At 48.2% G+C, this 21,589-nt stretch carries 21 protein-coding genes; 4 read left to right on the top strand and 17 right to left on the bottom strand.

Going from position 1 to position 21,589, the window contains the following annotated elements:
* Positions 1-145: 145 nt before the first annotated feature.
* Together NYE28_RS01635 and NYE28_RS01630 are read right to left on the bottom strand one after the other, a co-directional pair.
* Entirely contained in the window at positions 146-634 is a 489-nt protein-coding gene (locus NYE28_RS01635) for a DUF6773 family protein (RefSeq protein WP_007409054.1), read from the bottom strand.
* A 91-nt stretch (positions 635-725) separates the two neighbouring features.
* Positions 726-2,159, bottom strand: coding sequence for a YfcC family protein (locus NYE28_RS01630; protein ID WP_225046151.1), 1,434 nt, complete (start codon positions 2,157-2,159; stop codon positions 726-728).
* Positions 2,160-2,292: 133 nt separating this feature from the next.
* On the opposite strand from NYE28_RS01630, the gene NYE28_RS01625 reads away from it, so the two are divergent.
* On the top strand, positions 2,293-3,414 hold the full coding sequence (locus NYE28_RS01625) for a M20 peptidase aminoacylase family protein (protein ID WP_342490264.1): 1,122 nt from the start codon (positions 2,293-2,295) through the stop codon (positions 3,412-3,414).
* Between the two features lie 34 nt (positions 3,415-3,448).
* Here the strand turns inward: NYE28_RS01625 and NYE28_RS01620 are convergent, their stop codons facing one another.
* Genes NYE28_RS01620 through opuAA form a run of 3 tightly spaced genes read right to left on the bottom strand, consistent with a single transcriptional unit; the run spans position 3,449 to position 6,435 of the window.
* Positions 3,449-4,330, bottom strand: a complete 882-nt coding sequence (locus NYE28_RS01620) for a glycine betaine ABC transporter substrate-binding protein (RefSeq protein WP_015416757.1) — start codon at positions 4,328-4,330, stop codon at positions 3,449-3,451.
* A complete protein-coding gene (opuAB, locus tag NYE28_RS01615) occupies positions 4,330-5,178 on the bottom strand; it encodes a glycine/proline betaine ABC transporter permease subunit OpuAB (protein ID WP_003156639.1) in 849 nt (282 codons plus the stop codon). The genes NYE28_RS01620 and opuAB overlap by 1 nt, the downstream gene beginning before the upstream one ends.
* On the bottom strand, positions 5,179-6,435 hold the full coding sequence (gene opuAA / locus NYE28_RS01610) for a glycine/proline betaine ABC transporter ATP-binding protein OpuAA (RefSeq protein ID WP_016936830.1): 1,257 nt from the start codon (positions 6,433-6,435) through the stop codon (positions 5,179-5,181). It abuts the gene before it with no gap.
* Between the two features lie 285 nt (positions 6,436-6,720).
* Between opuAA and NYE28_RS01605 the strand changes: the two genes are divergently transcribed.
* Positions 6,721-7,023 carry a metalloregulator ArsR/SmtB family transcription factor gene (locus NYE28_RS01605; RefSeq protein WP_081719893.1) on the top strand — a complete coding sequence of 101 codons (303 nt, stop codon included), beginning with the start codon at positions 6,721-6,723 and terminating at the stop codon, positions 7,021-7,023.
* Between the two features lie 68 nt (positions 7,024-7,091).
* A complete protein-coding gene (locus tag NYE28_RS01600; protein WP_342490263.1) occupies positions 7,092-8,255 on the top strand; it encodes an MFS transporter in 1,164 nt (387 codons plus the stop codon).
* Positions 8,256-8,285: 30 nt separating this feature from the next.
* On the opposite strand, the gene NYE28_RS01595 is transcribed toward NYE28_RS01600, so the two are convergent.
* From NYE28_RS01595 to NYE28_RS01565, 7 genes are all read right to left on the bottom strand, one after another.
* Positions 8,286-9,488 (bottom strand): MFS transporter, encoded by a 1,203-nt coding sequence (locus tag NYE28_RS01595; protein ID WP_342490262.1) that lies wholly within the window; start codon positions 9,486-9,488, stop codon positions 8,286-8,288.
* Between the two features lie 115 nt (positions 9,489-9,603).
* Positions 9,604-10,692 carry a toxic anion resistance protein gene (locus NYE28_RS01590; RefSeq protein ID WP_007609246.1) on the bottom strand — a complete coding sequence of 363 codons (1,089 nt, stop codon included), beginning with the start codon at positions 10,690-10,692 and terminating at the stop codon, positions 9,604-9,606.
* 6 nt (positions 10,693-10,698) lie between these two features.
* Entirely contained in the window at positions 10,699-12,321 is a 1,623-nt protein-coding gene (locus tag NYE28_RS01585; RefSeq protein ID WP_095352425.1) for a YceG family protein, read from the bottom strand.
* Between the two features lie 72 nt (positions 12,322-12,393).
* Positions 12,394-13,167, bottom strand: coding sequence for a TerC family protein (locus NYE28_RS01580; RefSeq protein WP_003156644.1), 774 nt, complete (start codon positions 13,165-13,167; stop codon positions 12,394-12,396).
* 38 nt (positions 13,168-13,205) lie between these two features.
* Complete coding sequence (locus NYE28_RS01575) at positions 13,206-13,784, bottom strand: TerD family protein (RefSeq protein ID WP_003156645.1); 579 nt, start codon at positions 13,782-13,784, stop codon at positions 13,206-13,208.
* A gap of 32 nt (positions 13,785-13,816) precedes the next feature.
* Positions 13,817-14,398, bottom strand: coding sequence for a TerD family protein (locus NYE28_RS01570; RefSeq protein ID WP_007409047.1), 582 nt, complete (start codon positions 14,396-14,398; stop codon positions 13,817-13,819).
* A gap of 23 nt (positions 14,399-14,421) precedes the next feature.
* On the bottom strand, positions 14,422-15,018 hold the full coding sequence (locus NYE28_RS01565) for a TerD family protein (protein ID WP_043021499.1): 597 nt from the start codon (positions 15,016-15,018) through the stop codon (positions 14,422-14,424).
* A 275-nt stretch (positions 15,019-15,293) separates the two neighbouring features.
* Between NYE28_RS01565 and NYE28_RS01560 the strand changes: the two genes are divergently transcribed.
* The gene (locus NYE28_RS01560; protein WP_007409045.1) at positions 15,294-16,289 is read left to right on the top strand and encodes an LLM class flavin-dependent oxidoreductase; all 996 of its coding nucleotides are present in this window, start codon (positions 15,294-15,296) and stop codon (positions 16,287-16,289) included.
* Between the two features lie 44 nt (positions 16,290-16,333).
* Here the strand turns inward: NYE28_RS01560 and NYE28_RS01555 are convergent, their stop codons facing one another.
* The 5 genes from NYE28_RS01555 to NYE28_RS01535 form a co-directional block, all read right to left on the bottom strand.
* The gene (locus NYE28_RS01555; protein WP_007409044.1) at positions 16,334-17,173 is read right to left on the bottom strand and encodes a metal ABC transporter permease; all 840 of its coding nucleotides are present in this window, start codon (positions 17,171-17,173) and stop codon (positions 16,334-16,336) included.
* Positions 17,131-17,826: a metal ABC transporter ATP-binding protein gene (locus NYE28_RS01550; RefSeq protein ID WP_003156655.1), complete on the bottom strand. Its 696-nt coding sequence runs from the start codon at positions 17,824-17,826 to the stop codon at positions 17,131-17,133. The genes NYE28_RS01555 and NYE28_RS01550 overlap by 43 nt, the downstream gene beginning before the upstream one ends.
* A 54-nt stretch (positions 17,827-17,880) precedes the next feature.
* On the bottom strand, positions 17,881-18,840 hold the full coding sequence (locus NYE28_RS01545) for a metal ABC transporter substrate-binding protein (RefSeq protein WP_064107327.1): 960 nt from the start codon (positions 18,838-18,840) through the stop codon (positions 17,881-17,883).
* A gap of 185 nt (positions 18,841-19,025) precedes the next feature.
* On the bottom strand, positions 19,026-20,702 hold the full coding sequence (locus NYE28_RS01540; RefSeq protein ID WP_337681218.1) for an alpha-glucosidase: 1,677 nt from the start codon (positions 20,700-20,702) through the stop codon (positions 19,026-19,028).
* A gap of 83 nt (positions 20,703-20,785) precedes the next feature.
* On the bottom strand, positions 20,786-21,565 hold the full coding sequence (locus tag NYE28_RS01535) for a glucose 1-dehydrogenase (RefSeq protein WP_094032899.1): 780 nt from the start codon (positions 21,563-21,565) through the stop codon (positions 20,786-20,788).
* Between the last annotated feature and the right edge of the window lie 24 nt (positions 21,566-21,589).

Below are 21,589 nucleotides of genomic sequence, written 5' to 3'. Positions count from 1 at the left end.
TGTGAAGACTGGATAATTTTGTTAACGCTTACATTTCAACTTATCACACTCTCTCTATCAAAGCAACGTGACAGAGTGAATTCAAATCTATATTCCTATCAATTAAAAAGACTTCCCGCTTTCAAACAAAAAAAGAAACCACCTGTCAAGATGATTTCTTTTTTATTTCTTTTATCGCTCTTCTGTAAGACAGCTTCACAATGACATACCGAAGCAGAAACAGAATGCCTCCGCAGACGATAAAAAGAAAGATCATTTTCAGCCAAGCAAAGAATGTATGGGGAAACCCCCTGTCGTACATCGTAATCGCCGCTACCGCAAAAGTGACCGCAATTGAATCTATCCGCTGCTGCTTCACCCGCTTTTGCAGTTCTTCTTTGGTGTCTATTCTCGGCATGAGCATTCCCGACGCTCCCGCCCTGATGCAATAATAAACAATTATAATGAAGAAAACCGCCAAGCTACCGGCCCATTCCCTAAACGGACAGTTCAGAACAAGTCCGCGTACGATGATGTCAAGCAAAGACAGTGTGCCCACAAGCATTCCGACTTCTGACCAAATCATTCGTTCTTTCTCTTTCACACTCTCACTCTTTCCATTCACGTTTGAAAGTCCGTTCCGACGCTGATTCATGACTTCCTCCCGTACTATTAAGAATGGCTTACAACTCCCATTATATCTTGCCGATTCATAATGATAAACCGAAATATCATTGACAAAAATGTTAATAAGGGCCCCAATTGATCAGGACGCCTATGCAGATAAACACGAGACCGATGACAAACCAAATCAGCGCCAGCGGAATCATGAAGCGAAGCCACTTTACGTACGGAATGCCGCTGGCAGCCAGTACGGCCATCAGCACGCCGGAAGTCGGATTGACACAGTTTACGACGCCTTCTCCGAGCATGACCGCTTCAACCGCGACCTGTCTCGTGATGCCCATCAGATCGGCAAGCGGCGCCAAGATCGGAATAAATACGACCGCCTCCCCTGAGCCCGATGAAATCAGAAAATGAAGCAGGGCGCTGGAAATATACATTCCGATTGCGCCTGCCATCGGGCTGAAACCGTGCAGCAGTGACGCTAGTCCATTGACTACCGTATCAAGCAGCTTTCCATGTTCCAAGATAACGGAAATGCTTCTCGCCATTCCGACGATCAGTGCACCGTAAACGAGCCCCTGACAGCCTGTAATAAACGTTTTTGCGATATCATTTGCCGCCATTCCAGCAATCAGGCCGGACACGATTGAGATAAAAATGAACACGGCGGCCATCTCTGAATCAGACCAGCCAAGAGTAAGCGCGCCGTATAAAAAGCCGGCAAGCGACAAAGCCGCAACAGCCAGAATCAATTTATGGCGGACGGTAAACGGGACATGCTTGTCCTCCGGCTCAGAAACCTGCGGGAGTGAACCTGCCGCCGGAAACCAATCGTTCCCCAGCAGACTGGCGTCCTTTGCTTTTCTGAGTTTTCTCGTATACCGATAAATATATAAAATAGATGATAACAGAAAACAAATGTAGACGGCAATCCGCAGGCCGATACCGGAAAACAGCGGCAGCTCCGCGATGCTTTGTGATAACCCGAGCGGTGAAGGTGATAAAATCGTCGCGTTAAACCCGGCATAGCAGCCGATATAAATGACGGCCGCTCCGGCCACGGCGTCCCATTTCAGCGAGCGGGCGACGATCAGGCCGATCGGAATAAAACCGATCACGGAATTAACGACGATGCCGGTTGTGCCGAGGATCGAAAATAGAGATCCGACAATCGCAATAAACAGCAGCTGTTTTGTGCGGAACGTACTGATGACATTACTGATCAATCCATTGATGGCGCCCGTTTTCTCCAAAATCGCAATGGTGCCGCCCGTAAACAGGATTAAAAAAATAATCGGCGCGGAACTTGTCATCCCTTCCTGAATCGCGGTAAAAAAAGCGATCGGGCTGACAGGAGACCGGTCTAAAGAATGATAACTCCCCGGGACGGCGGACGTCACACTGCCCTTTGTCACCCTGTCAAATTCCCCCGCGGGAACGATGTACGACGCTATCGCGCATAGTAAAGCGACAATGAACAGCAGCACATAAGCATCAGGCATCACAAACAATTTCTTCTTTTTCAATACAGGTTCGGCCTTCGGCACAGCCATAACATCACCATCCCGCTTTAAATTTATAAACTATTCAGAAAATACAGATATGTGCTATATTATATACAGACCGATTGCCTGTTTTCAATATCAAAAATAAAAAACAGACAGCTTTTGAAGGAGGACTTACGGCATGAACAGACTCACAGCGCATGAAAAGCAAGTCATTATGGATATTTTTGACCACCTGCACGCCAATCCCGAAGTAAGCTGGAAAGAATATCAAACAACTGAATATCTGACTGAAAAACTGAAAGAGGCCGGCTGCCGGACCCGCACGTTTGATGATTGCACCGGTGTTGTCGGCGAAATCGGAGAAGGCTCGCCCGTTGTGGCTGTCCGGGCGGATATTGACGCGCTGTGGCAGGAAGTGGACGGTGTCTTTCAGGCGAACCATTCATGCGGACATGATTCACATATGACGATGGCGCTCGGCACGATGATGCTTTTAAAGAGTCAGCCGAAACTTCCGAAGGGCACCATCCGCTTAATTTTTCAGCCGGCGGAAGAAAAAGGCGGCGGAGCGCTGAAAATGATTGAAAAAGGCGTACTGGATGATGTTGATTTCTTATACGGCGTGCACGTGCGCCCCGTACAGGAAACGGCAAACGGCCGATGCGCACCGTCCATTCTGCATGGCTCAAGCCAGCATATAGAAGGCCTGATTATCGGAGAAGAAGCCCACGGCGCGAGACCGCATCTCGGCCTTAACAGTATCGAAATCGCCGCTCTTCTCGTCCAAAAACTCAGCTTCATTCATCTTGATCCCGGCATCCCGCATTCCGTGAAGATGACAAAGCTTCAGGCAGGCGGTGAGAGTTCCAATATCATTCCGGGAAAAGCATCGTTCAGCCTTGATCTCCGCGCACAAACCAATGCCGCCATGGAGAAATTAACCGCCGAAACCGAAAGAGCCTGTGAGGCGGCTGCTGCCGCATTCGGCGCAAAAATCGAACTGCAAAAAGAACACAGCCTCCCGGCAGCCGAGCGAAACAAAGAGGCGGAATCCATCATGGCATCTGCGATAAGCGGCATTCTCGGAGAAGAACATGTGGATGAACCTCTTGTGACAACCGGAGGAGAGGATTTTCACTTTTACGGGTTAAAGGTGCCAAACTTGAAAACGACGATGCTCGGCCTAGGATGCGGTCTGCAGCCGGGGCTTCACCATCCCCAAATGACATTTGACCGAAGCGCCATCTTTACAGGCGTTGAGATATTAACGGCTGCCGTCCTCAAATCGTTTGAAGCATAAAAAAAGCAGCCCGTTACAGGGCTGCTTTTCCTCATTACTTCTTCAGATCTTCAATTGAATTGACGTTTTTCATGTACTGAGGAACGACCAGACCCATCTTGACGCCTGTCAGACTCGTTCCTACATCTTCATATTTGCCTTTATATTTAGACGCATATGCCTTATGGGTATTCGGAAGCCAAGCAGACAATGACGCATCCGCGCTGCCTGTCGCAATCGCAGTCCACATCGGTCCTGCCTCCACTTGCGTCAGCTTCACGTCATAGCCGAGGTCTTGAAATACTTTTCCGACCACGTTCGTACTTGCGATTTCACTGTCCCAAGCCACATATGCCAGGTTAATTTTATCCCCTTTGACTTTATGGGCGCCTTTTGTCCATTGAGCTACTTGATCTTTGTGTTTTTTCACATATTCAGCAGCGGCTTTGGCCGGCTTTTCGCCCTCTTCAACGGCAATCATGACTTCTCCCATATCGTCCTGCGTCCATTTGAACTGGCTGAGAACTTTGGCCGCGTTAGGCTGTTCCTTACTGAAGCCGGTTCTTGTAATCGTATGAATCTGCTCGGCAGTTCCGTACGTTTTTTTCGGATCATCAAGGAACTTCAGCTTGTATCTGGAGAACATCCAGTGCGGCGTCCAGCCCGTTACGATGATCGGCTTTTTCCGGTCATATGATTTCTTCAATGTCGCCGTCATGGCAGCACTTGACGCCGTGACGACATTCCAGTCTTTCAATCCGTAATCCTTCACGGCCTCATCCGTCAGGGCCATGATTCCCGATCCCGGATCAATACCGATAATGGTTTTGTTCACCTGGTCCGCAGCCGTTGCCTTACCATCAGTCTGCGAACCGCAGGCAGCCAAAGAAAGAGCCAGCGCAGCGGTAACGCCGACACCGATGATTTTCTTAAGCATCAGGCATTCCCCCTGCTCTTCTTCTTCACTTTAATGTTTTGCGTGATACGGTCGAGTGTAATCGCTACGATGACGATCGCGATACCCGCTTCCACTCCGACACCGGTTTTCAATTGTGTCACGGCGCTGTATACTTCAGAACCGAGACCCGGCGCTCCGACCATGGCCGCGATAACGACCATTGACAAAGCAAGCATGATGCTTTGGTTAATACCGGCAAGAATGGTTTTTGTGGCAAGCGGAAGCTGAACCTTGAACAGACGCTGAGACGTCGTTGAACCGAATGCTTCCGTCGCTTCAATCAGATCAGCCGGAACTTGTTTAATACCGAGAACCGTCATGCGGATCGTCGGAGGCATCGCGAAAATAACAGATGCCACAACGCCTGGCACAACCCCGATATTAAAGAAGAAAATGGCAGGCAGCAGGTATACGAAAGCCGGCATGGTCTGCATTAAATCCAGAATCGGTGTGACAATGCGGCGGACCGTTTCTTTCTGAGACGCCCATATGCCGATCGGAACCCCGATAATAATGGAAATCAAAACAGATGTGACGACAAGCGCCAACGTTTGCAGCATCGGCGACCAATAACCCAAATAATCAATAACAAGGAATCCGATTAACGTAAAGAGTGCAATTCCTCTCGTACTGATCCACCAAGCGAGAGCTGCAAAAATAACAGTCAATAAAATAGACGGGATGAAACCTAAACCGCTCACAATCGCGTTTACGAAAGCGGCCAAACCGTTTGAGATTCCGTCAAAGAAACCTCCGAACGTCATAGTAAGCCAGTCAACAAACCGGTCAACGATATCTGCTAACGGAATTCTAGGCAATCTGTCCATTTACTTCACCCCCTGAACAGAAGAATCCTGAGCTTGTTCAGCAGAATCTTCAACATTTATATAATCGTTATTGCCTGAAAGCGCGCCGATTAATGCGCCTTTTACGACAATGCCTTTCATGCGGTCCTTATCATCCGTGACGGCGATCGGAATATTCGCATCAGACACGACATCGAAAATTTCCGTCAAGTAGGTGCTTTCGTGCACAGTCGTAAATTCAGTATTTAAAATATCCTGAAGCGATAAGTCGGATTCCACCGCTTTTTTCGCATCCGCCGCGTGAATGACGCCGAGAAGCTGTTTCTGTTTATCAACGGCGTAAATAGAAGAAATACCCAAGTTCTTCATCAGCTGCAGCGCTACACGAGGCCCTTTGTCAATCCGCACAGTTTCAGCGCGCTTCATGATATGGCCCGCTGTCAGAACTTTTGATAAATCAACATCTTCAACGAATTTTTCAACGTATTCATTGGACGGGCTCATCAGAATTTCTTCAGGTGTCCCGATCTGAACGATGTTACCGTCTTTCATCAGCACGATTCTGTCGCCGATGCGCAGTGCTTCATCAAGGTCATGCGTGATGAAGATGATCGTTTTGCCGACAGAGTCATGAAGGTCTAAAAGCTCATCCTGCATATCTTTACGGATCAGCGGATCAAGCGCACTGAAAGCTTCATCCATCAGAAGAATGTCAGGATCATTCGTTAATGCGCGGGCAAGGCCGACACGCTGCTGCATTCCTCCGCTGAGCTGATCGGGGAATTGGTGTTCAAAGCCTTCAAGACCGACAAGCTTAAGCGAATCAAGCGCTTTTTGCTCACGCTCTTTTTTGTCAACGCCTTGGAGCTCCAAACCGTATTCCGTATTTTCAAGAATCGTTCTGTGCGGAAACAGCGCAAATTTTTGAAAGACCATGCTGATTTTTTTCCGGCGCACTTCCCGGAGCTGGTCTTTTGACATATTTGTTATCATGTCACCATCAATATAAATATTCCCGGCAGTCGGTTCAATAAGCCGGTTTAACAGCCGAACTAAAGTTGATTTACCGCTCCCCGATAGACCCATGATGACAAATATCTCCCCATCATAAACATCAAAGTTTGCTTGATTGACACCAACGGTTGATCCGGTCGCTTTCAGGATCTCTTTTTTGTTTTTTCCGCTGGACAGCATCTGAATGGCTTTTTTTGTCTGTTTTCCGAAAACTTTGGATACATTTTCGACTTTTATCTTAATTGGTTTCTCATCTACACTCATATTTTCCCTCCATATTAAGCAATCTTTATTAACGTAACATTTATGTAACATCCCCACAAACAGCATATTTCCTTTTATTCTGTATCATTTCTTTATAAACATCCCTGTGGCCGTTTGACCTTATTTATGCTTCTAAATACTCTGTTATACTCCTTTATGATTGTATTTTACAGGTGATATTTCGCTCACCTATGTTTGAAAGCGCTTTTAATGGAACTTAATTCCTCTTTTTTCTATAATTGTTCTCCTTTACTGGAAAAATAAGTTGCTTTTCCACCTCCCATTATGTATTATAGTTTTATGACTATGAAACAATCAGATGATCAAATCAGAGCCCAAATCTTTAAAGCGCTGTCTGATGAATCGAGGCTTGCCATTATTCGGACGCTTTATTACAGCGGAAAAGAACTCAGCTGCGGTGAAGTAGGTGAAAAATGCGATATTGTCAAAACCACAGCATCCTATCATTTTAAAACGCTGCGGGAAGCGGGATTAACGGCAACTCGGAAAAATTCACGGACAAAATACGTCAGCCTGCGGGAAGACACATTTCAAACATACCTGCCCGGCTTTTTGGAAACCCTTTAACAAAGGGTTTCCTCTATACATATCTGTTTCATAGTTTCAAAGTTATAAAACTATAGGAGTGATAACATTTGAATCGTATTTGGCTTTTCTTCAGTGTGATGTTTGTCATTGGCACGGATACTTTTTTACTTTCTCCGCTTCTCCCGCTTTTACAGGATCAGTTTCATGTCTCTACCGATTTGTCAGGCTGGATGGTCAGTGCTTATGCACTCGGTTATGCGCTGTTCGCTTTAATTGCGGGCCCGATCTCAGACAGGCTTAACAGGAAAACAGTCATGCTGTGGGGGCTTGCAGGCTTTATTGTATCCACGTTTTTATGCGGCATCGCACCCTCTTTTGCCGCCATGTGCCTGTTCCGTTTTGCCGCAGGCGTTAGCGCTGCGTTTGTGACGCCTCAAATTTGGGCGTCCATCCCTGTCCTCGTCCAGCCTTCTCAGATCATGAAAAGCATGGGGATTGCGACAGCGGGATTGGCCGCTTCACAAATGCTCGGACTGCCGATCGGAGGGTTTTTCGCTTCCTTTACATGGCATACTCCCTTTTTCGTTTTGTCAGCGTGCTCGCTTATTCTTCTATTGATCCTGGCAGCTGTTATGCCTGATATTCGACCTTCTGAACAAACAGCGCGCACGTCAATTGCCGCTCCATATCGGGAGCTGTTTTCGCTGCCGAAAACAGCGGTCATTTTGCTTGCCTATTTCCTCTTTCAAACCGGAAATTTCGCGTCGTTCAGCTTTCTCGGCACTTGGCTTTCTGCGGATTATCATTTAACCGTGTCGCAAATTGGCGCCGCTATGCTTGTACTCGGACTGGGAAATATGCTCGGAAGCCTGATCGGCAGCCGGATTTCAGAAAAGCTGGGCATGTTTAAAACATTGATCGGCGGCATGCTGCTGATGGGCGCTCTCTATTTCGCTCTTCCTTTCTTGCCTAACTTATTTTTTGTAGAAACAAGCTTTTTTCTCACGTTCTTTACGGCTGGCATCATCTTTCCGTTAATGATGGGTGTCTTTCAAGCCATTTCACCGAATGCGCGAGGAACTATCGCTTCCCTTTCCAATGCCGCTATGTATGCAGGTACTACTGTCGGCACATGTGCTGCAGGTTTTTTATATCAAAGCTCACACCATTTCGGAGCTGTTACAGGATTTACAGCCATTCTATTCATTCTGGCGATGACGCTCTACCAGACAACCGGGAATCGCCAATCCTCAGCCCGGGCGCACATGTAAAAAAAGCACCTCAATCGCGAGGTGCTTTCCCTATTCAAGCTCAGTTTGTTTTGTTTCTTTCCCCATAATCAAAATACAAGCAACCGCGAGTAAGATGGCAATGCAAAAGATTGAAAAGATGACCGAAAACGAAATATGGCGGGCTGCGAGCGTTCCGACGAGCAGCGGGCCGAAGATGCCGCCGATTCTTCCAAACGCCGCTGTCGTTCCTGAACCTGTTGCGCGAATTGCTGTCGGGTATTGCTCCGGTGTATAGGCATACAGCACGCCCCACGCACCAAGGTTGAAAAACGATAACAGCATGCCAGCCGTAAGCAGAAGGCCTAAGGAATCAGCTGTTCCGAAGAAATAGGCGCTTCCTGCTGTACCGATCAAGTAAATGACGAGTATCCTCTTCCGGCCCGCTTTTTCGATCAGCCATGCAGCGGAAAAATAGCCCGGAAGCTGAGCAAGCGTCATCAGCAGGACATATTCAAAGCTTTGAATCATGCTGAAGCCTTTTATCAGCATGACACTCGGCAGCCAGAGGAACATGCCGTAATAAGAAAACACCACGCAGAACCACACGATCGACAGCATCACTGTCGGTCTTATATACTGTCTTGCCCAGACGCCTTTTACATTCTCCCACACCGATTTCTTTTTGGCAGAAAGCGACTCATATTTCGGCGAATCAGGCAGCCCTGTCCGCAAATACAGCGCATAAAACGCCGCCAGCGCCGTTAAGAGCAGCGCGGCCTGCCAGCCGAATGACGGTATGACAAAGTAGGAAATCACCGCCGCAAGAAGCCAGCCCGCGGCCCAAAAGCTCTCAAGCAGCACGATGATCCGTCCCCGCTTTTCGGGAGCGGACGCTTCTGACACGAGCGTTGAGGCGACAGGCAGTTCCCCGCCAAGCCCCATTCCGATCAGAAAACGCAATATGAGAAAAACCGTCAATCCCGTTGCGAAAGCGGATATGCCGCTTCCGACAGAAAAGAATAACAGCGTGATCATAAACACTTTTTTCCGGCCGATCCTGTCGGCCAGCATTCCGAATACAAAGGCGCCCGCTGCCATACCGATGGAATTGACGCTTCCGATCCATTTCATTTGATCGGGTGTTAAATTCCAATCAGTGTGAAGCGCGGCGATAATAAACGATAAAATTCCGACATCCATCGCATCAAACAGCCAGCCCATTCCGGCAATCGCCAGAAGTTTTCGCGGAGTGACAGCAGGTTGTTTATTCATAAGCAGCACCTCAAATCGAAAATGATTACCGTATAAGTTTACACCTGTCTTTACACATTGTCATTATCTTTTTTCGCAAAAAAATCCCGCTTGCCGTAAGCAAGCGGGGTGTGTGTTAATTCTTTAAGACTGCGTTTTTAATATTATCCTGAAGCTGTTGAATCCGTTTCGCGCCGTCTTCTCTGATACGTCTGTTCTCTTCCTCGATCTGTTTCGTTTCCTGCATACCGCTGACAATCGTATTCCAAGACGTTTCAATCGTCTCAATGTCAATGCTCGGACGGCCTGCCATACGGGCAATCTCCACGCTTTGGTTTGAAATATTTTCAGCGTTTCGCTTCAGCATTTCATTCGTGCGGCGGTCCAGCTCGCTCATTGAATCAGCCACAAGCTTTTGCCGTTTGACTGTGACAGCCTGAATGATGCCGTTTTTGAAAATCGGAATCGTAATGACGAAAGCGGAATTGATTTTCCCGATGAGCTTCGTATTTCCGCGCTGAAGGAGGCGGATCTGCGGCGCCGTTTGCAGCGCCACCATCCGCGCCATATCTAAATCATAGACACGTTCCTCAAGCGCTTGAAGCCCGTCACGCAGCGTATCAAGCTGCATTTGCGCAAGCTGGTTTCCGCCTGCCGCTTTTTCTTCATAAGAAGGAATGAGCGCCTGCATTTCCTCAAGCTTCATCTGCCCGGCAACGACATACTTTTCAAGCTCCATGTAGTAGTTAATGTTGTTTTCATACATCTCTTCAAGCGTATGGTTCGTCTTTGCCATTTCATCTTTGTATTTTGAAATTTCGACGTGGATTTTTTCAATTTCTCCGCCCAGGGTGCGGTACTTTTGAAAAATCTTTTCAATCATGCTGTTGCCGCGTTTGAACATTTTAGCGAGAAATCCTTTTGGTTCATCGAAATCATTTTTGTCAAAACGGTCCATGATTTTTCCGAGCTGCGTCAGCATTGTGCCTGAATCCGTGACACTTGTTGTTTTCATCATATTTAAGATGCGGTCGGAGAACTTCGAGATTTCAACTGCCGGTTCTTTTCCGTACTCAAGCAGCTCCATTTGGTTTTTCACGTCAATCTGCTGTGAAATGCGCTGCACCTCAGGGTCTTGGCGCAGCTGCACCCTGATGTCATCTGCTTTTTGTTCAGAAATCTCTTCATTTTTATCAAGAACAAGCGGATTTTGATTTTCTGTCATGTTTATTTACTCTCCCTGCTTTTGCGTAATGGTTCTAAACAGCTTTCTTACGAGTGACGGCTCCTTATATTCCTGCCGAAATACCATGTCCTCCAGCCAATGGACATCAAATTGGCTTTCTTCAATATAATGCTCAATGTCTTGATGCCCCGGCGGATTATACAAGATGATATCGACGCCGAATTTATTTAAAAACAACAGAGCGGCGGCGTCAGAACGTGTGAGTTCGCCATTTTGTTCCGTATGATATAAAACGAGTTTCGGAACGGTTTGGGCGTAATCAAACGTCTGAATCAATTGCAGCAGCGAAGCGGGCAGGTTCGTCGCCTGGCGGAACAAATAGATTGCGGCATCCCTTGCCTGCTCCCCGGGCAAAGCCTTCAGCCCTGGGTTTCTGCACATGTCAGAAATCACATTGGCGATGGCGTTCTGCACGCCTGACGGGAGATGCTTGTACTGCCAGATGTTGCTTCTTTTCAGCCTGTCCGCGTCAATCGCTCCTTCTTCGTTCAAAACCTGACTGTAGTGATACTGGTAGTTGGCTTTCAGCTCTTCCGTAAACGGAAAACTGCGGATCATGTGTGTCTCCTGATAGTCTGCGGCGGTATGGAGTCTATTCCAATATTCTTTCGTATCTTTGGAAACCCCCATCACTTTCGCAAAAAGGTTCGGAACGGCCACCCGCTCCCTGTCCGCTTTAAATTGCGGCCGGATAAACGCCCGCTCCTTCGCAATGAGAAATAACTCATCATACGTCGTTTTTAATGTCACGGACTGCGGGGTATGATCCCTGAACTGCCAAGGCTTATACATCATAGATTCCTCATGGTTCAGCACATGCTCAATTTCTTTCGTTGACCGGTAGGCCGTCGTGGACGTTCTGTCCGGCTTTTCTTTCGGGAATGGCTCAAGGCCGCCTGTTGCGGGGAGCTTTATCACAAAGCTGAGTTCCTCATCCGGATCAATCAAGCTGAACGGATCTTCCGCAGCCGGATGAAACAATAGGACGTCACAGCCGATCAGCATGAGATAATAGAGAAAATAGAGCTGGCTTTTGGCAGCGTCTCCATACCACACCACCTTCGGCATCTCACGCTCTATATCGGCTTGTTCAAGCCATGGATTCAGGTGGTTCAGCGAAAACTTTGACACATCCAAGAGCACACGCCGGAAATCGGGATGATTCAGCCCGTTTTCATGCCGGTCCGCAAAGGTTTCCAAAAGCGTCATAAACGCGGTTCTCAGCCGGCGGTGCATAAGCGGATCAGCGTGTTTGGCAAGCAGCCTGCCCCCATCGAGAAACGCGACAAACCTGGAAACCGAAAGCCCTTTCTCTTTTTGATTGACCGAATGGATGTGCTGGAGCGCCTGAAACGTTTCAGGCGCGATGGTCTTATCCAGCGTCTCGCTTAACACATGGATGTTTTCATGAGAAGACAGCTCGAAAAGCTTATTGTAATACTCCGTCTCATCATAAGGAGTGCCCAAAATCCGGACGGCAAGCCGGGTAAACGCCAGCCCGTTTTCCCGCTCGTAACCGGGACGTTCCGGCAGCGGCCGCAGCAGAAACGTTTCCCAGTCATCGTTTTCCGGCTCTGCCTTTCGGATCACCAATTCTTCCTGCCTCATCATTTTCCTCCTTTCTCTTCATGATGATCGGTACAAAAAAGGAAGGAAATGAACTCTCCCTCCTTTTTTGTTTTATTCTTCTTTAGATGCAGCCGTTTGCTCCTGAACCTGCTTTTGTTTGTTGAAATAGTGGATAATAAACGTTACCACAAACGCAGCGATGATGATTCCGAAGAACACAACGTGCGGCATTTCATAATCAAAGGCGCTCGCCGCCATTTTCACGGCGATAATCCCGATCAGCACAAAAGCCGTATTTTCAAGCTCAGGGATTTTATCAATTAAAACAAGGAATACTTTTGCGACTGTACGCATCATGAGAATGCCAAGCATACCGCCGATCAAGAGCACCCACACTTTTTCCGATACCGCAAACGCGGCCAGAATGCTGTCAACAGAGAAGGCCAAATCCATTAACTCAACTGAAACGACAGTGGCCCAGAAAATTCCGAACGTACGGACCATCCATGAATTTTTCTTCATGCCTTCCGTATCGTCATCACCTTCTCCGATCCAGAAATGCTTAATGACGAGCCAAGCCAGGTACAGCGCGCCAAGCACTTTGATCCACCAGAACTTAATGAGCAGCATTCCGATCCCGATAAAGATAAAACGGAAAATATATGCCCCGAACAATCCGTATGTTAATGCTTTCTTCCGCTGTTTTTCAGGCAGATGCCTTACCATCACCGCAAGCACTAACGCATTGTCGGCCGACAGCAGCCCTTCCAGCAGAACCAAGGAACCGATCAGCCCCCATGATACAGGGTCAGTCAGCACCTCACCCCACATTTTCCAATCAAAAAAGGAAGCGTAGGTCGACATAATATGATGTAGAAAATCCAAGTTTTTTCCTCCTATTTAGTAAAACGGTAATTTCCTGCTTACACCTGCAAGCCGTAATTCCGGCAAAGTGATGCCAGACCGCCGGAAAACCCGCTGCCGATGGCGTTAAACTTCCACTCAGCCCCATGGCGGTAAAGCTCACAAACGACAACCGCCGTTTCAATCGAGAAGTCTTCTCCTAAATCGAAACGAAGCAGTTCATTCTGGCTGTTTTCATCGACGACGCGCACGAACGCGTTCGAAACTTGTCCGAAATTTTGGCCGCGCGCTTCCGCATCATGAATCGTGACGGTGATGCCGATCTTTTCAATATTTGCGGGTATTTTTGAGAAGTCGACGATAATTTGTTCATCGTCTCCCTCGCCCTCGCCCGTCCGGTTGTCTCCCGTATGGATGACGCCCCCGCTTGGGTGTTCCAGGTTATTGTAGAAAACAAAATCAAGATCATTTACACAGTTGTCATGGGCATCGACAAGAAAAGCCGACGCGTCAAGGTCAAAGTCATGCCCTCCGGAGTACTTGTTCGTATCCCAGCCTAAACCGATCACCGCTTTTGTAAGGCCGGGGTTCGTTTTTGTCAGATCAACACGCTGTCCTTTCGCCAATTGAATAGCCATGTGCCGTCTCTCCCTTCTGTGTTTGATATGGTTCAGCCGATTTGCAGGCCGTAATCTGTCGCAATACGGGCCAGTCCGCCTTGGTAGCCTGAGCCGATCGCGGAAAATTTCCATTCGCCGTTATGTCTGTAAAGCTCCCCTGCGATAATGGCTGTTTCAATTGAGAAATCTTCAGCCAGATCGTAGCGGATCAGCTCTTCATTTGTTTCTTCATTGACAATGCGCACGAACGCGTTGGAAACTTGTCCGAAGTTTTGGCCGCGCGCTTCCGCTTCATGAATCGTGATGACGAATGAAATTTTGTCAATAGCGGCAGGCACCGCGCTCAGGTTGACTCTTACGCTTTCGTCATCGCCTTCGCCCTGGCCTGTCAGGTTGTCGCCTGAATGTGCGACAGAGCCGTTTCCGCCTTCAAGCTGATTATAGAAAATGAAATCATCAGGCGACGCGCATTTTCCTGCTTCATTTAATAGAAAGACGCTGGAATCTAAATCAAAATCATGTCCGCCGTCGTATTTGTTTGTATCCCAGCCAAGGCCGACAACGACTTTAGAAAGACCCGGATTTGTTTTAGTCAAATCTACTTTTTGTCCTTTTGCCAATGAAATTGCCATGTGTGCACTCTCCTTTTTTTCGTTTAGGCGTATCGGTTAACGATATCGCCGATTTTCGTATCGTTTGTGCCTTCACCTATCGCAGCGAATTTCCACTCGCCGTCCTCGCGGTAGATTTCAGCCGCGATCAGGCTCGTTCTGCCTGAATAGTTATCTCTTAAATTGTAAGTCACCAGTTCTTCGCGGTTAGCCTGATCAACGACGCGGATAAACGCGTTTTGAATCATGCCGAAGTCCTGTTTTCGTCTGACGCAGTCGTAAATATTGACGACAAACACAAGTTTATTAATCTGAGCGGGGACTTTCGCCAAATCGACGAGAATTTGTTCATCATCGCCGTCGCCTTCTCCCGTCAGGTTGTCACCCGTGTGTACGACACCGCCGCATCGGCTTTTCAGATTGCCGAAATAGATGACGTTTTTACTGTCTGTCATTTTATCATTTTCAAGCATCAGTACGGAAGCGTCACAGTCGATATTGGCACCGCCTCCGCCGAACAGCTTTCCGAAAAAGCCCCCGGATGATACAGGGTCCCAGCCGAGTCCGACCAGCAGTTTTGACAGACCGGCTTTTCCTTTTGTTAAATCAATCCGCTGTCCTTTTTGTAAAGAGATCGCCATATGATTCACTCCTATTCTGTAAGGGTGCCGCTAAGCACGCCGCAAGTGTGCATTTTTACTAAATTCCGGGACAAGAATCCCGGTGTTTATTAAGATATACGTCTTTTATTATATCAAAGTTTCATAAAACATAAGAATTTTTGGCGAAAAACGGCGAAAAATTACTTCCTATATTCTCCTTCGTTCCGGAGAGAATAGAGAAAACAAAGAAATTGACGAAGACTGAACATTTTTCCTATCCTTGTATCAATACATGTCAGGAAAGGGGCAGACGAGTGATTGATTTAAGCATACTTGATCAGGCGCCCGTATCCAAAGGAAACGGGCCGCACGAGACGCTCCGCCGTTCAGCGGAGCTCGCCCGTCTCAGTGAAGGATGGGGCTATAAGCGGTACTGGTTTGCCGAGCATCACGGCACAAGAGGGCTCGCAAGCGTTTCGCCGGAAATTATGATCGCTCATACCGCCGCAGCTACAACATCCATCCGTGTCGGATCAGGCGGCGTGCTGCTGCCGCAGTACAGCCCCTATAAAGTCGCGGAAACTTTCCGTCAGCTTGAGGCGCTGCATCCAAACCGGATTGACCTCGGGGTCGGACGCTCACCGGGCGGCACAACGAAAATCCGGCTCGCCCTCACAGACGGGGTAAAGAAAAGCATGACCGAGTTTAACAGGCAGCTTCAGGATTTATCATCCTTTCTGACAGATTCGGTTCCCTCGGACCATGCTTATGCAGGAATAAAAACAGCGCCTTTGATTGAAACAGCCCCGCAGCTTTGGGTGCTCGGCCTCGGGGAAAACAGCGCCAGACGCGCCGCTCTTCAAGGTGCGGGCTATGTCTTCGGCCATTTCATTAATCCGGAACGCGGGGAAAAAGCTTTTCAGATCTATCGGGACCATTTCCGGGCCTCCGCCCACTTTTCCGCTCCCGCCTCGCTCTGTGCCATTTTCGTCATATGCGCGGCTACGGATGAGAAAGCGGAAGAACTCGCCTTAAGCCAGGATTTATGGCTTCTTCGTGTCGGAAAAGGCGCCGACAGCCGCGTGCCGAGTGTGGAAGAAGCGAAGGCTTATCCGTATTCGCCGGAGGACCGTAAACAGATAGAAGAAAACAGGAAGCGGATGGTGATCGGCTCTCCTGCCGCAGTGAAACGCCGTCTGCTTGAACTTTCCGAGCGGTATCAGACAAAAGAGATGATGGTGCTGTGCAACGTCTTTGATTTCGAAGCAAAAAAAGAGTCATATGAGCGTCTTGCTGATATATTTCTGTAAAAAAAAGCCGTCAAACGGAGCAGCAGATGAGACTGCTGCACCGCTTAACGGCGGTTTTTTCGTTCTTTTCCTTTTTTAAACGCATTCCAAATCCCCTGCAGCGTAAACCCGAGCAGAAGCAGAATGATTAACAGTAAAGTGATTGACGGCCCCGGAGGCGTTCCGAGCTGGTACGAAGACGTCAGCCCCATGAACACACTGAAAAGAGAAATAATAATGGCTGCCGCAAACACCCATTTAAACCCTTTGGCGATACGGATTGCAAAAGCCGCGGGCAGTACGAGGAGCGCGGAAACGAGCAGCACGCCGATAATCGGAATAATGACCGAAATCGCCAGCCCCGTCACGATGCTGAATGACATTGACAGCAGGTTTGTGTTAATGCCTGATGTCTTCGCCGTCGCCTCGTCAAAAGTAAGCAGATAGAGCGGTCTGTTTAATATAATGAAATAAAGCAGAATCAGCAGGGTAATGCCTCCGATAATATAGACCTGCTGCTGGCTGACCGTGACAAGCGATCCAAATAAATATTGATCGATGCTCATCGACGCGCCGCCTTTTGACAGGCTGATCAGAAACATCGCAAACGACAGCCCGGCCGCCATTAAGATTGCGATAGATACCTCGGAATATGTACGGTACGCCCGCCGCATGTATTCAATGCCGATCGCTCCGATCGTGACGACAACGATGCTCGCCGCCGTAATATTGGTACTGAGAAAAAAACCGATGGCCACGCCCGACAATGAAATATGAGACAGTGTATCCGCCATCAGCGCCTGTCTTCTCAGCACGAGATATACGCCTAATATCGGCGCCATAATTCCGATCATGCTTCCCGCTAGAAAAGCTCGTCGCATGAATTCCAAGTCAAACATTTCCATCCGCCTTTTTCCCCCCTTTCAAGCCGTATGACTTTATCCAGATACTGCTGTACTTCGTTTTGTTCGTGTGTCACCATGACGACGGTGCGGTTGTGATTTTTCACCTGATGGTGCATAAATTCGTAGAAACCCTGTCTGCTTTCATAATCAACCGCGGTTGTCGGCTCATCAAGCATCAGCAGATCCGGATTGCTCGCAAGCATTCTCGCAATGCAGATTTTCTGCTTCTGTCCGCCGGATAAATCGCCGATTTTCCGGTGGCGGAAATCCCACATTTCCACCATCTTCAGCGCGTTTTCCACCTCGTGGTGATCCGTTTCGTTCAATCGTTTAAACCATTTTCCCTTCGTATAACGGCCTGATTGCACAAGCTCCAGAACCGTGCTTGGGAATCCTGCGTTAAATGAAGAAATCTGCTGCGGAACATAGCCGATTGTCAGGCGTTTTCCGGCTGCGTTTTTTTTACTGATCTCGGCCGTTCCTTCCCAAGGTCTGAGCATGCCGAGCATGACTTTCATCAGCGTCGATTTTGACGCGCCGTTCGGTCCTGTAATGCCGACAAATTCGCCGCTTTTGATTTCCAGCGACACGCCGTCAAGCACGGGTGTATGCGAATAACCAAAAACGATATCCTGTAATGTAACGAGATTCATGCTGACCTTCCTTTCCCGCATAGAAATAGTGTGCACCCTGCGGCGCACACTATGTTATTTAACCAATAGCGAATCTTTCAGTGCATCAAGGTTTTTCTCCATAATGTCGATATAACCGATGCCTTTATCCCGTTCTTTTTGGCTTAAACCTTCCAGTGTATTGAGCACTTCTGTTTTCGCGCCGATTTCACCGGCAAGCGTATCTGCAACTTTAGGCGATGCAACTTCTTCAAAGTAGATGATCTTCACATCATGCTGTTTGGCAAACGTTTTGAGATCCGCCAGTTTGGCCGCACTCGGCTCTTCTTCAGGAGAAAGGCCTGCAATCGCGACTTGTTTTAAGCCGTATTCTTTGGCGAGATAGCTGAATGCCGCGTGCTGTGTGATCAATTCTTTTTTCGCCGCTTTATTTAATGTTGTACGGTATAGTTTATCAAGATCCTGCAGTTTTGCAATATATTCTTTACTATTTTTCTCATAGTATGCTTTATTCTTCGGATCCTGTTTTACGATCTGCGCCGTAATGGTTTTGACCTCTTTTTGCGCAAGAACCGGGCTGAGCCACACGTGAGGGTCCATGCTGTGGCTGTGGTCATGACCGCCGTGTCCATGTTCCTCTTCCTCTTCATCCGAACCTTCGAGTAAGTCAATTCCTTTTGACGCCTTTACAAACTTCGCATGATCAGAGCTCATGCTTTTTTCCGCTGAAGGAACCCATGTCTCCATATATTCGCTGTTGTATACGAAAAGATCGGCGTTTTGAATGCCGGCGATATCCTTCGGCGTCGGCTCCCAATCATGGGGTTCGACCGAAGACGGGATGAGAATGTCTACATCGCCTTTGTCTTTGACAATTTGTTTCGTGAATTCGTACATAGGATAAAAGGTCGTCACGACGTGCAGTTTGCCGCTTTTTGAAGAACCTGACGAACCTTTTGAAGATGAATTGCCGCAGCCCGCCGCAATTAAAAAGCATGCCGCAATGACAATGATTCCGCTCCATTTTTTAAACAAGCCGTTTCCCCCTGTTCTGTAAATCAGAATGATGACGATTTCCAAAGCGTACTTTCTCGTTCATTTGTTACCTATACCATAATAAAACGAAGTAATTACGTTTTGCAAGATATTTTTTTCTAAATTGATATCCAATTTACCTAAAAAGCCCCCGCCATGTATGGACGGGGGCGTCCTATCACATATCAGGCAAGCAGATAAACTCTTGTTTCATAAGGACGGAATGTGATGCGGGATTCCGCGCCGCCATTTTCATAGTTGCTGAGAAGAAGCTCGGCGCTTTCAGGTTTGGAGCCATCAGGCCAATAAAAGACGGCTTCTTCTTTCGATACGTTGCTGATGGAGATGAGCTTTTGTCCGTTTGCTTGTCTTTCATATACAAACAGCTGCGGGTCATCAGGAAGCAGCAGCGTGTAGCTGCCTTTTATGACATCAGCATACTGTTTTCGCAGGCGGATCAGTTTTTTGTAAAAGTTCAATACAGAATCGGGATCATCCTGAGCCTCGGCCGCATTGACGGTTTTGTAATTGGGATTGACCGCGAGCCACGGTTCGCCCTCCGTAAACCCGGCATTCTTGCTGCCGTCCCACTGCATCGGTGTACGGGCATGGTCACGGCTTTTCGCCATAATGGACGCCATGACTTCTTCTCTGTCACGGCCCTTTTCAAATACCCTTTTGTGATACATATTGACGGTCTGAATATCCTGATAGTCCTCAATCCTGTCAAACGGGGCGTTTGTCATGCCGAGTTCTTCTCCCTGATAAATGTATGGCGTGCCTTTCATGAAATAAAGCAGGGCGGCAAGCATTTTGGCGGATGCTTTGCGGTATGTGCCTTCGTCTCCGAAGCGGGATACGATCCGGGGCTGGTCATGATTGCACCAATACAGCGTATTCCAGCCCTGATGTTCAAGTGTTTTCTGCCAGTCTGTGAGCACTTTCTTCAAATCGGTCAGCTCAAGCGGCTTTACATCCCAATGCTCTTGGCCCGGCTTCTGATCAAGCTCCATATGCTGAAAATGAAAAATCATATTCAGCTCATGCTCATCGGTTCCCGTATAAACGAGCCCTTCCTCAGGCGTCACTGATCCGGCCTCGCCGACCGACATCACGTCATATTTGGAAAATACCTCTTTCGTCATTTCTTTTAAGTAATCATGTATCCGTGCTCCGTTTGGCCGGAAAGGCTTCGGATCGGCCCGGCGGGCGATGTAATCTTCATATGGCGGCAAATATTCTTTTTTTGACAGAAGATGGAGCTGGTCTATACGCAATCCGTCCACGCCTTTATCGAGCCAAAATCTCATCATCTCGTATACTGATTGCCGAACCTCGGGATTTTCCCAATTCAGATCGGCTTGTTTGACGGCGTTCATATGCAGGTAATATTCGCCCGTATGTTCTTCGTACTGCCAGACGGATTGTCCGTAATCCGACACCCAATCGGTCGGCGGGCCGTCCGCGGTGCCCGGCCGCCAAATATAATAATCGCGGTATTTGCTGTCCGGATTCATTTCCGCCTCTTTGAACCAAGGATGCTCCGTGGAGGTATGATTTAAGACGAAATCCATCACAAGCTTTAATCCGCGGCTGCGGCATTCTGTAAGCAGATCGTGAAAGTCCTCCATCGTTCCGTAAGATTCCATAATCGCTTGATGATCCGTCACATCGTAGCCGTTATCGACGTTTGGCGACGGGTAAATCGGGCAGATCCATATCACATCAGCGCCAAGTTCTTTTATATAATCGAGACGCGCGATAATCCCCCACAGGTCGCCTATACCGTCGCCGTTCGTATCTTGAAAGCTTCGCGGATAGATTTGATAGACAACGGCGTCTTTCCACCAGTCATTCGCCATCTTGCGGCCCCTCCTGTTTTTTAGAGAACCATTTCCTTTATAATCCTTCCCTAAACAAAAAAGAGAAGGTTTCCCCTCCTCTTTTAACTTTCCAGCTGAGACGGATAAAGCGTCATGCCTCCGTCGACGAAAAGTGTCGTTCCGGTTACGTAACTCGCTTCTTCCGACACCATCCATGCGGCGGCCGCGGCGACTTCTTCCGGTTTTCCGAAGGCGTTCATCGGAATTTTTTTCAGCTGGGCCTGTTTATGTGTTTCATCTTCCAGATCCTTATTGGACTCCGTGGCGATCGTGCCGGGAGCGATGGCATTCACCCGGATGCCTTTGTCTGCGTAATTGAGCGCCATCGTTTCCGTCATCATTTTGATCCCGCCTTTGGATGCCGAGTACTGCACGTTTTCAGGACGCGGTATTTGCTGATGAACGCTCGATATGTTTAAGACCGTTCCTTTTTTGCCGCGATCGAGCATATGTTTCAGTGCCGCTTTCGCCCCCAAAAAGGTGCCGGTCACGTTGACGTCGATGACCCTTTGCCAATCCTCCAGGCTCATTTCATGGGGCATCGCTTCGGCCCCGTTAAAGCCGGAATTGTTGACCATCACGTCCACACCCCCGAAATGCTCCTGGGCGGCATCAAACAGCGCCTGAATCCCTTCTTCTGAGGATACATCGGCTTTTACGGTGACGGCTCTGCCTCCCGCTTTCTCAATGATGTCCGCCGCTTCTTCCGCTCCGGCGGAATCACCGAGGTAGTTCACAACCACATTCATCCGCTCCTTGCCGAAGCGTTCGGCAATGGCTTTTCCGATTCCTTTCGAAGAACCTGTTACGATTGCTGTTTTCCCCTGTAAATCCTGATACATTGTCTCTTTTCCTCCCTGATGTTA

The organism is Bacillus sp. FSL R5-0443 (genome assembly GCF_038608285.1).
GTDB lineage: Bacteria > Bacillota > Bacilli > Bacillales > Bacillaceae > Bacillus > Bacillus velezensis.
This window is presented reverse-complemented; position numbering and strand designations above follow the sequence as displayed.

Excerpts from the sequence above, each read along its gene's own strand:
- NYE28_RS01555 (WP_007409044.1), bottom strand. The coding sequence starts at position 17,173 with ATGGAAATGTTTGACTTGGAATTCATGCGACGAGCTTTTCTAGCGGGA.
- NYE28_RS01620 (WP_015416757.1), bottom strand. The coding sequence starts at position 4,330 with ATGCTTAAGAAAATCATCGGTGTCGGCGTTACCGCTGCGCTGGCTCTT.
- NYE28_RS01540 (WP_337681218.1), bottom strand. The coding sequence starts at position 20,702 with ATGGCGAATGACTGGTGGAAAGACGCCGTTGTCTATCAAATCTATCCG.
- NYE28_RS01595 (WP_342490262.1), bottom strand. The coding sequence starts at position 9,488 with ATGAATAAACAACCTGCTGTCACTCCGCGAAAACTTCTGGCGATTGCC.
- NYE28_RS01565 (WP_043021499.1), bottom strand. The coding sequence starts at position 15,018 with ATGGCGATCTCTTTACAAAAAGGACAGCGGATTGATTTAACAAAAGGA.
- NYE28_RS01535 (WP_094032899.1), bottom strand. The coding sequence starts at position 21,565 with ATGTATCAGGATTTACAGGGGAAAACAGCAATCGTAACAGGTTCTTCG.
- NYE28_RS01575 (WP_003156645.1), bottom strand. The coding sequence starts at position 13,784 with ATGGCTATTCAATTGGCGAAAGGACAGCGTGTTGATCTGACAAAAACG.
- NYE28_RS01605 (WP_081719893.1), top strand. The coding sequence starts at position 6,721 with ATGTATTATAGTTTTATGACTATGAAACAATCAGATGATCAAATCAGA.
- NYE28_RS01585 (WP_095352425.1), bottom strand. The coding sequence starts at position 12,321 with ATGAGGCAGGAAGAATTGGTGATCCGAAAGGCAGAGCCGGAAAACGAT.
- opuAA (WP_016936830.1), bottom strand. The coding sequence starts at position 6,435 with ATGAGTGTAGATGAGAAACCAATTAAGATAAAAGTCGAAAATGTATCC.
- NYE28_RS01635 (WP_007409054.1), bottom strand. The coding sequence starts at position 634 with ATGAATCAGCGTCGGAACGGACTTTCAAACGTGAATGGAAAGAGTGAG.
- NYE28_RS01590 (WP_007609246.1), bottom strand. The coding sequence starts at position 10,692 with ATGACAGAAAATCAAAATCCGCTTGTTCTTGATAAAAATGAAGAGATT.
- NYE28_RS01625 (WP_342490264.1), top strand. The coding sequence starts at position 2,293 with ATGAACAGACTCACAGCGCATGAAAAGCAAGTCATTATGGATATTTTT.
- NYE28_RS01630 (WP_225046151.1), bottom strand. The coding sequence starts at position 2,159 with ATGGCTGTGCCGAAGGCCGAACCTGTATTGAAAAAGAAGAAATTGTTT.
- NYE28_RS01550 (WP_003156655.1), bottom strand. The coding sequence starts at position 17,826 with ATGAATCTCGTTACATTACAGGATATCGTTTTTGGTTATTCGCATACA.
- NYE28_RS01570 (WP_007409047.1), bottom strand. The coding sequence starts at position 14,398 with ATGGCAATTTCATTGGCAAAAGGACAAAAAGTAGATTTGACTAAAACA.
- opuAB (WP_003156639.1), bottom strand. The coding sequence starts at position 5,178 with ATGGACAGATTGCCTAGAATTCCGTTAGCAGATATCGTTGACCGGTTT.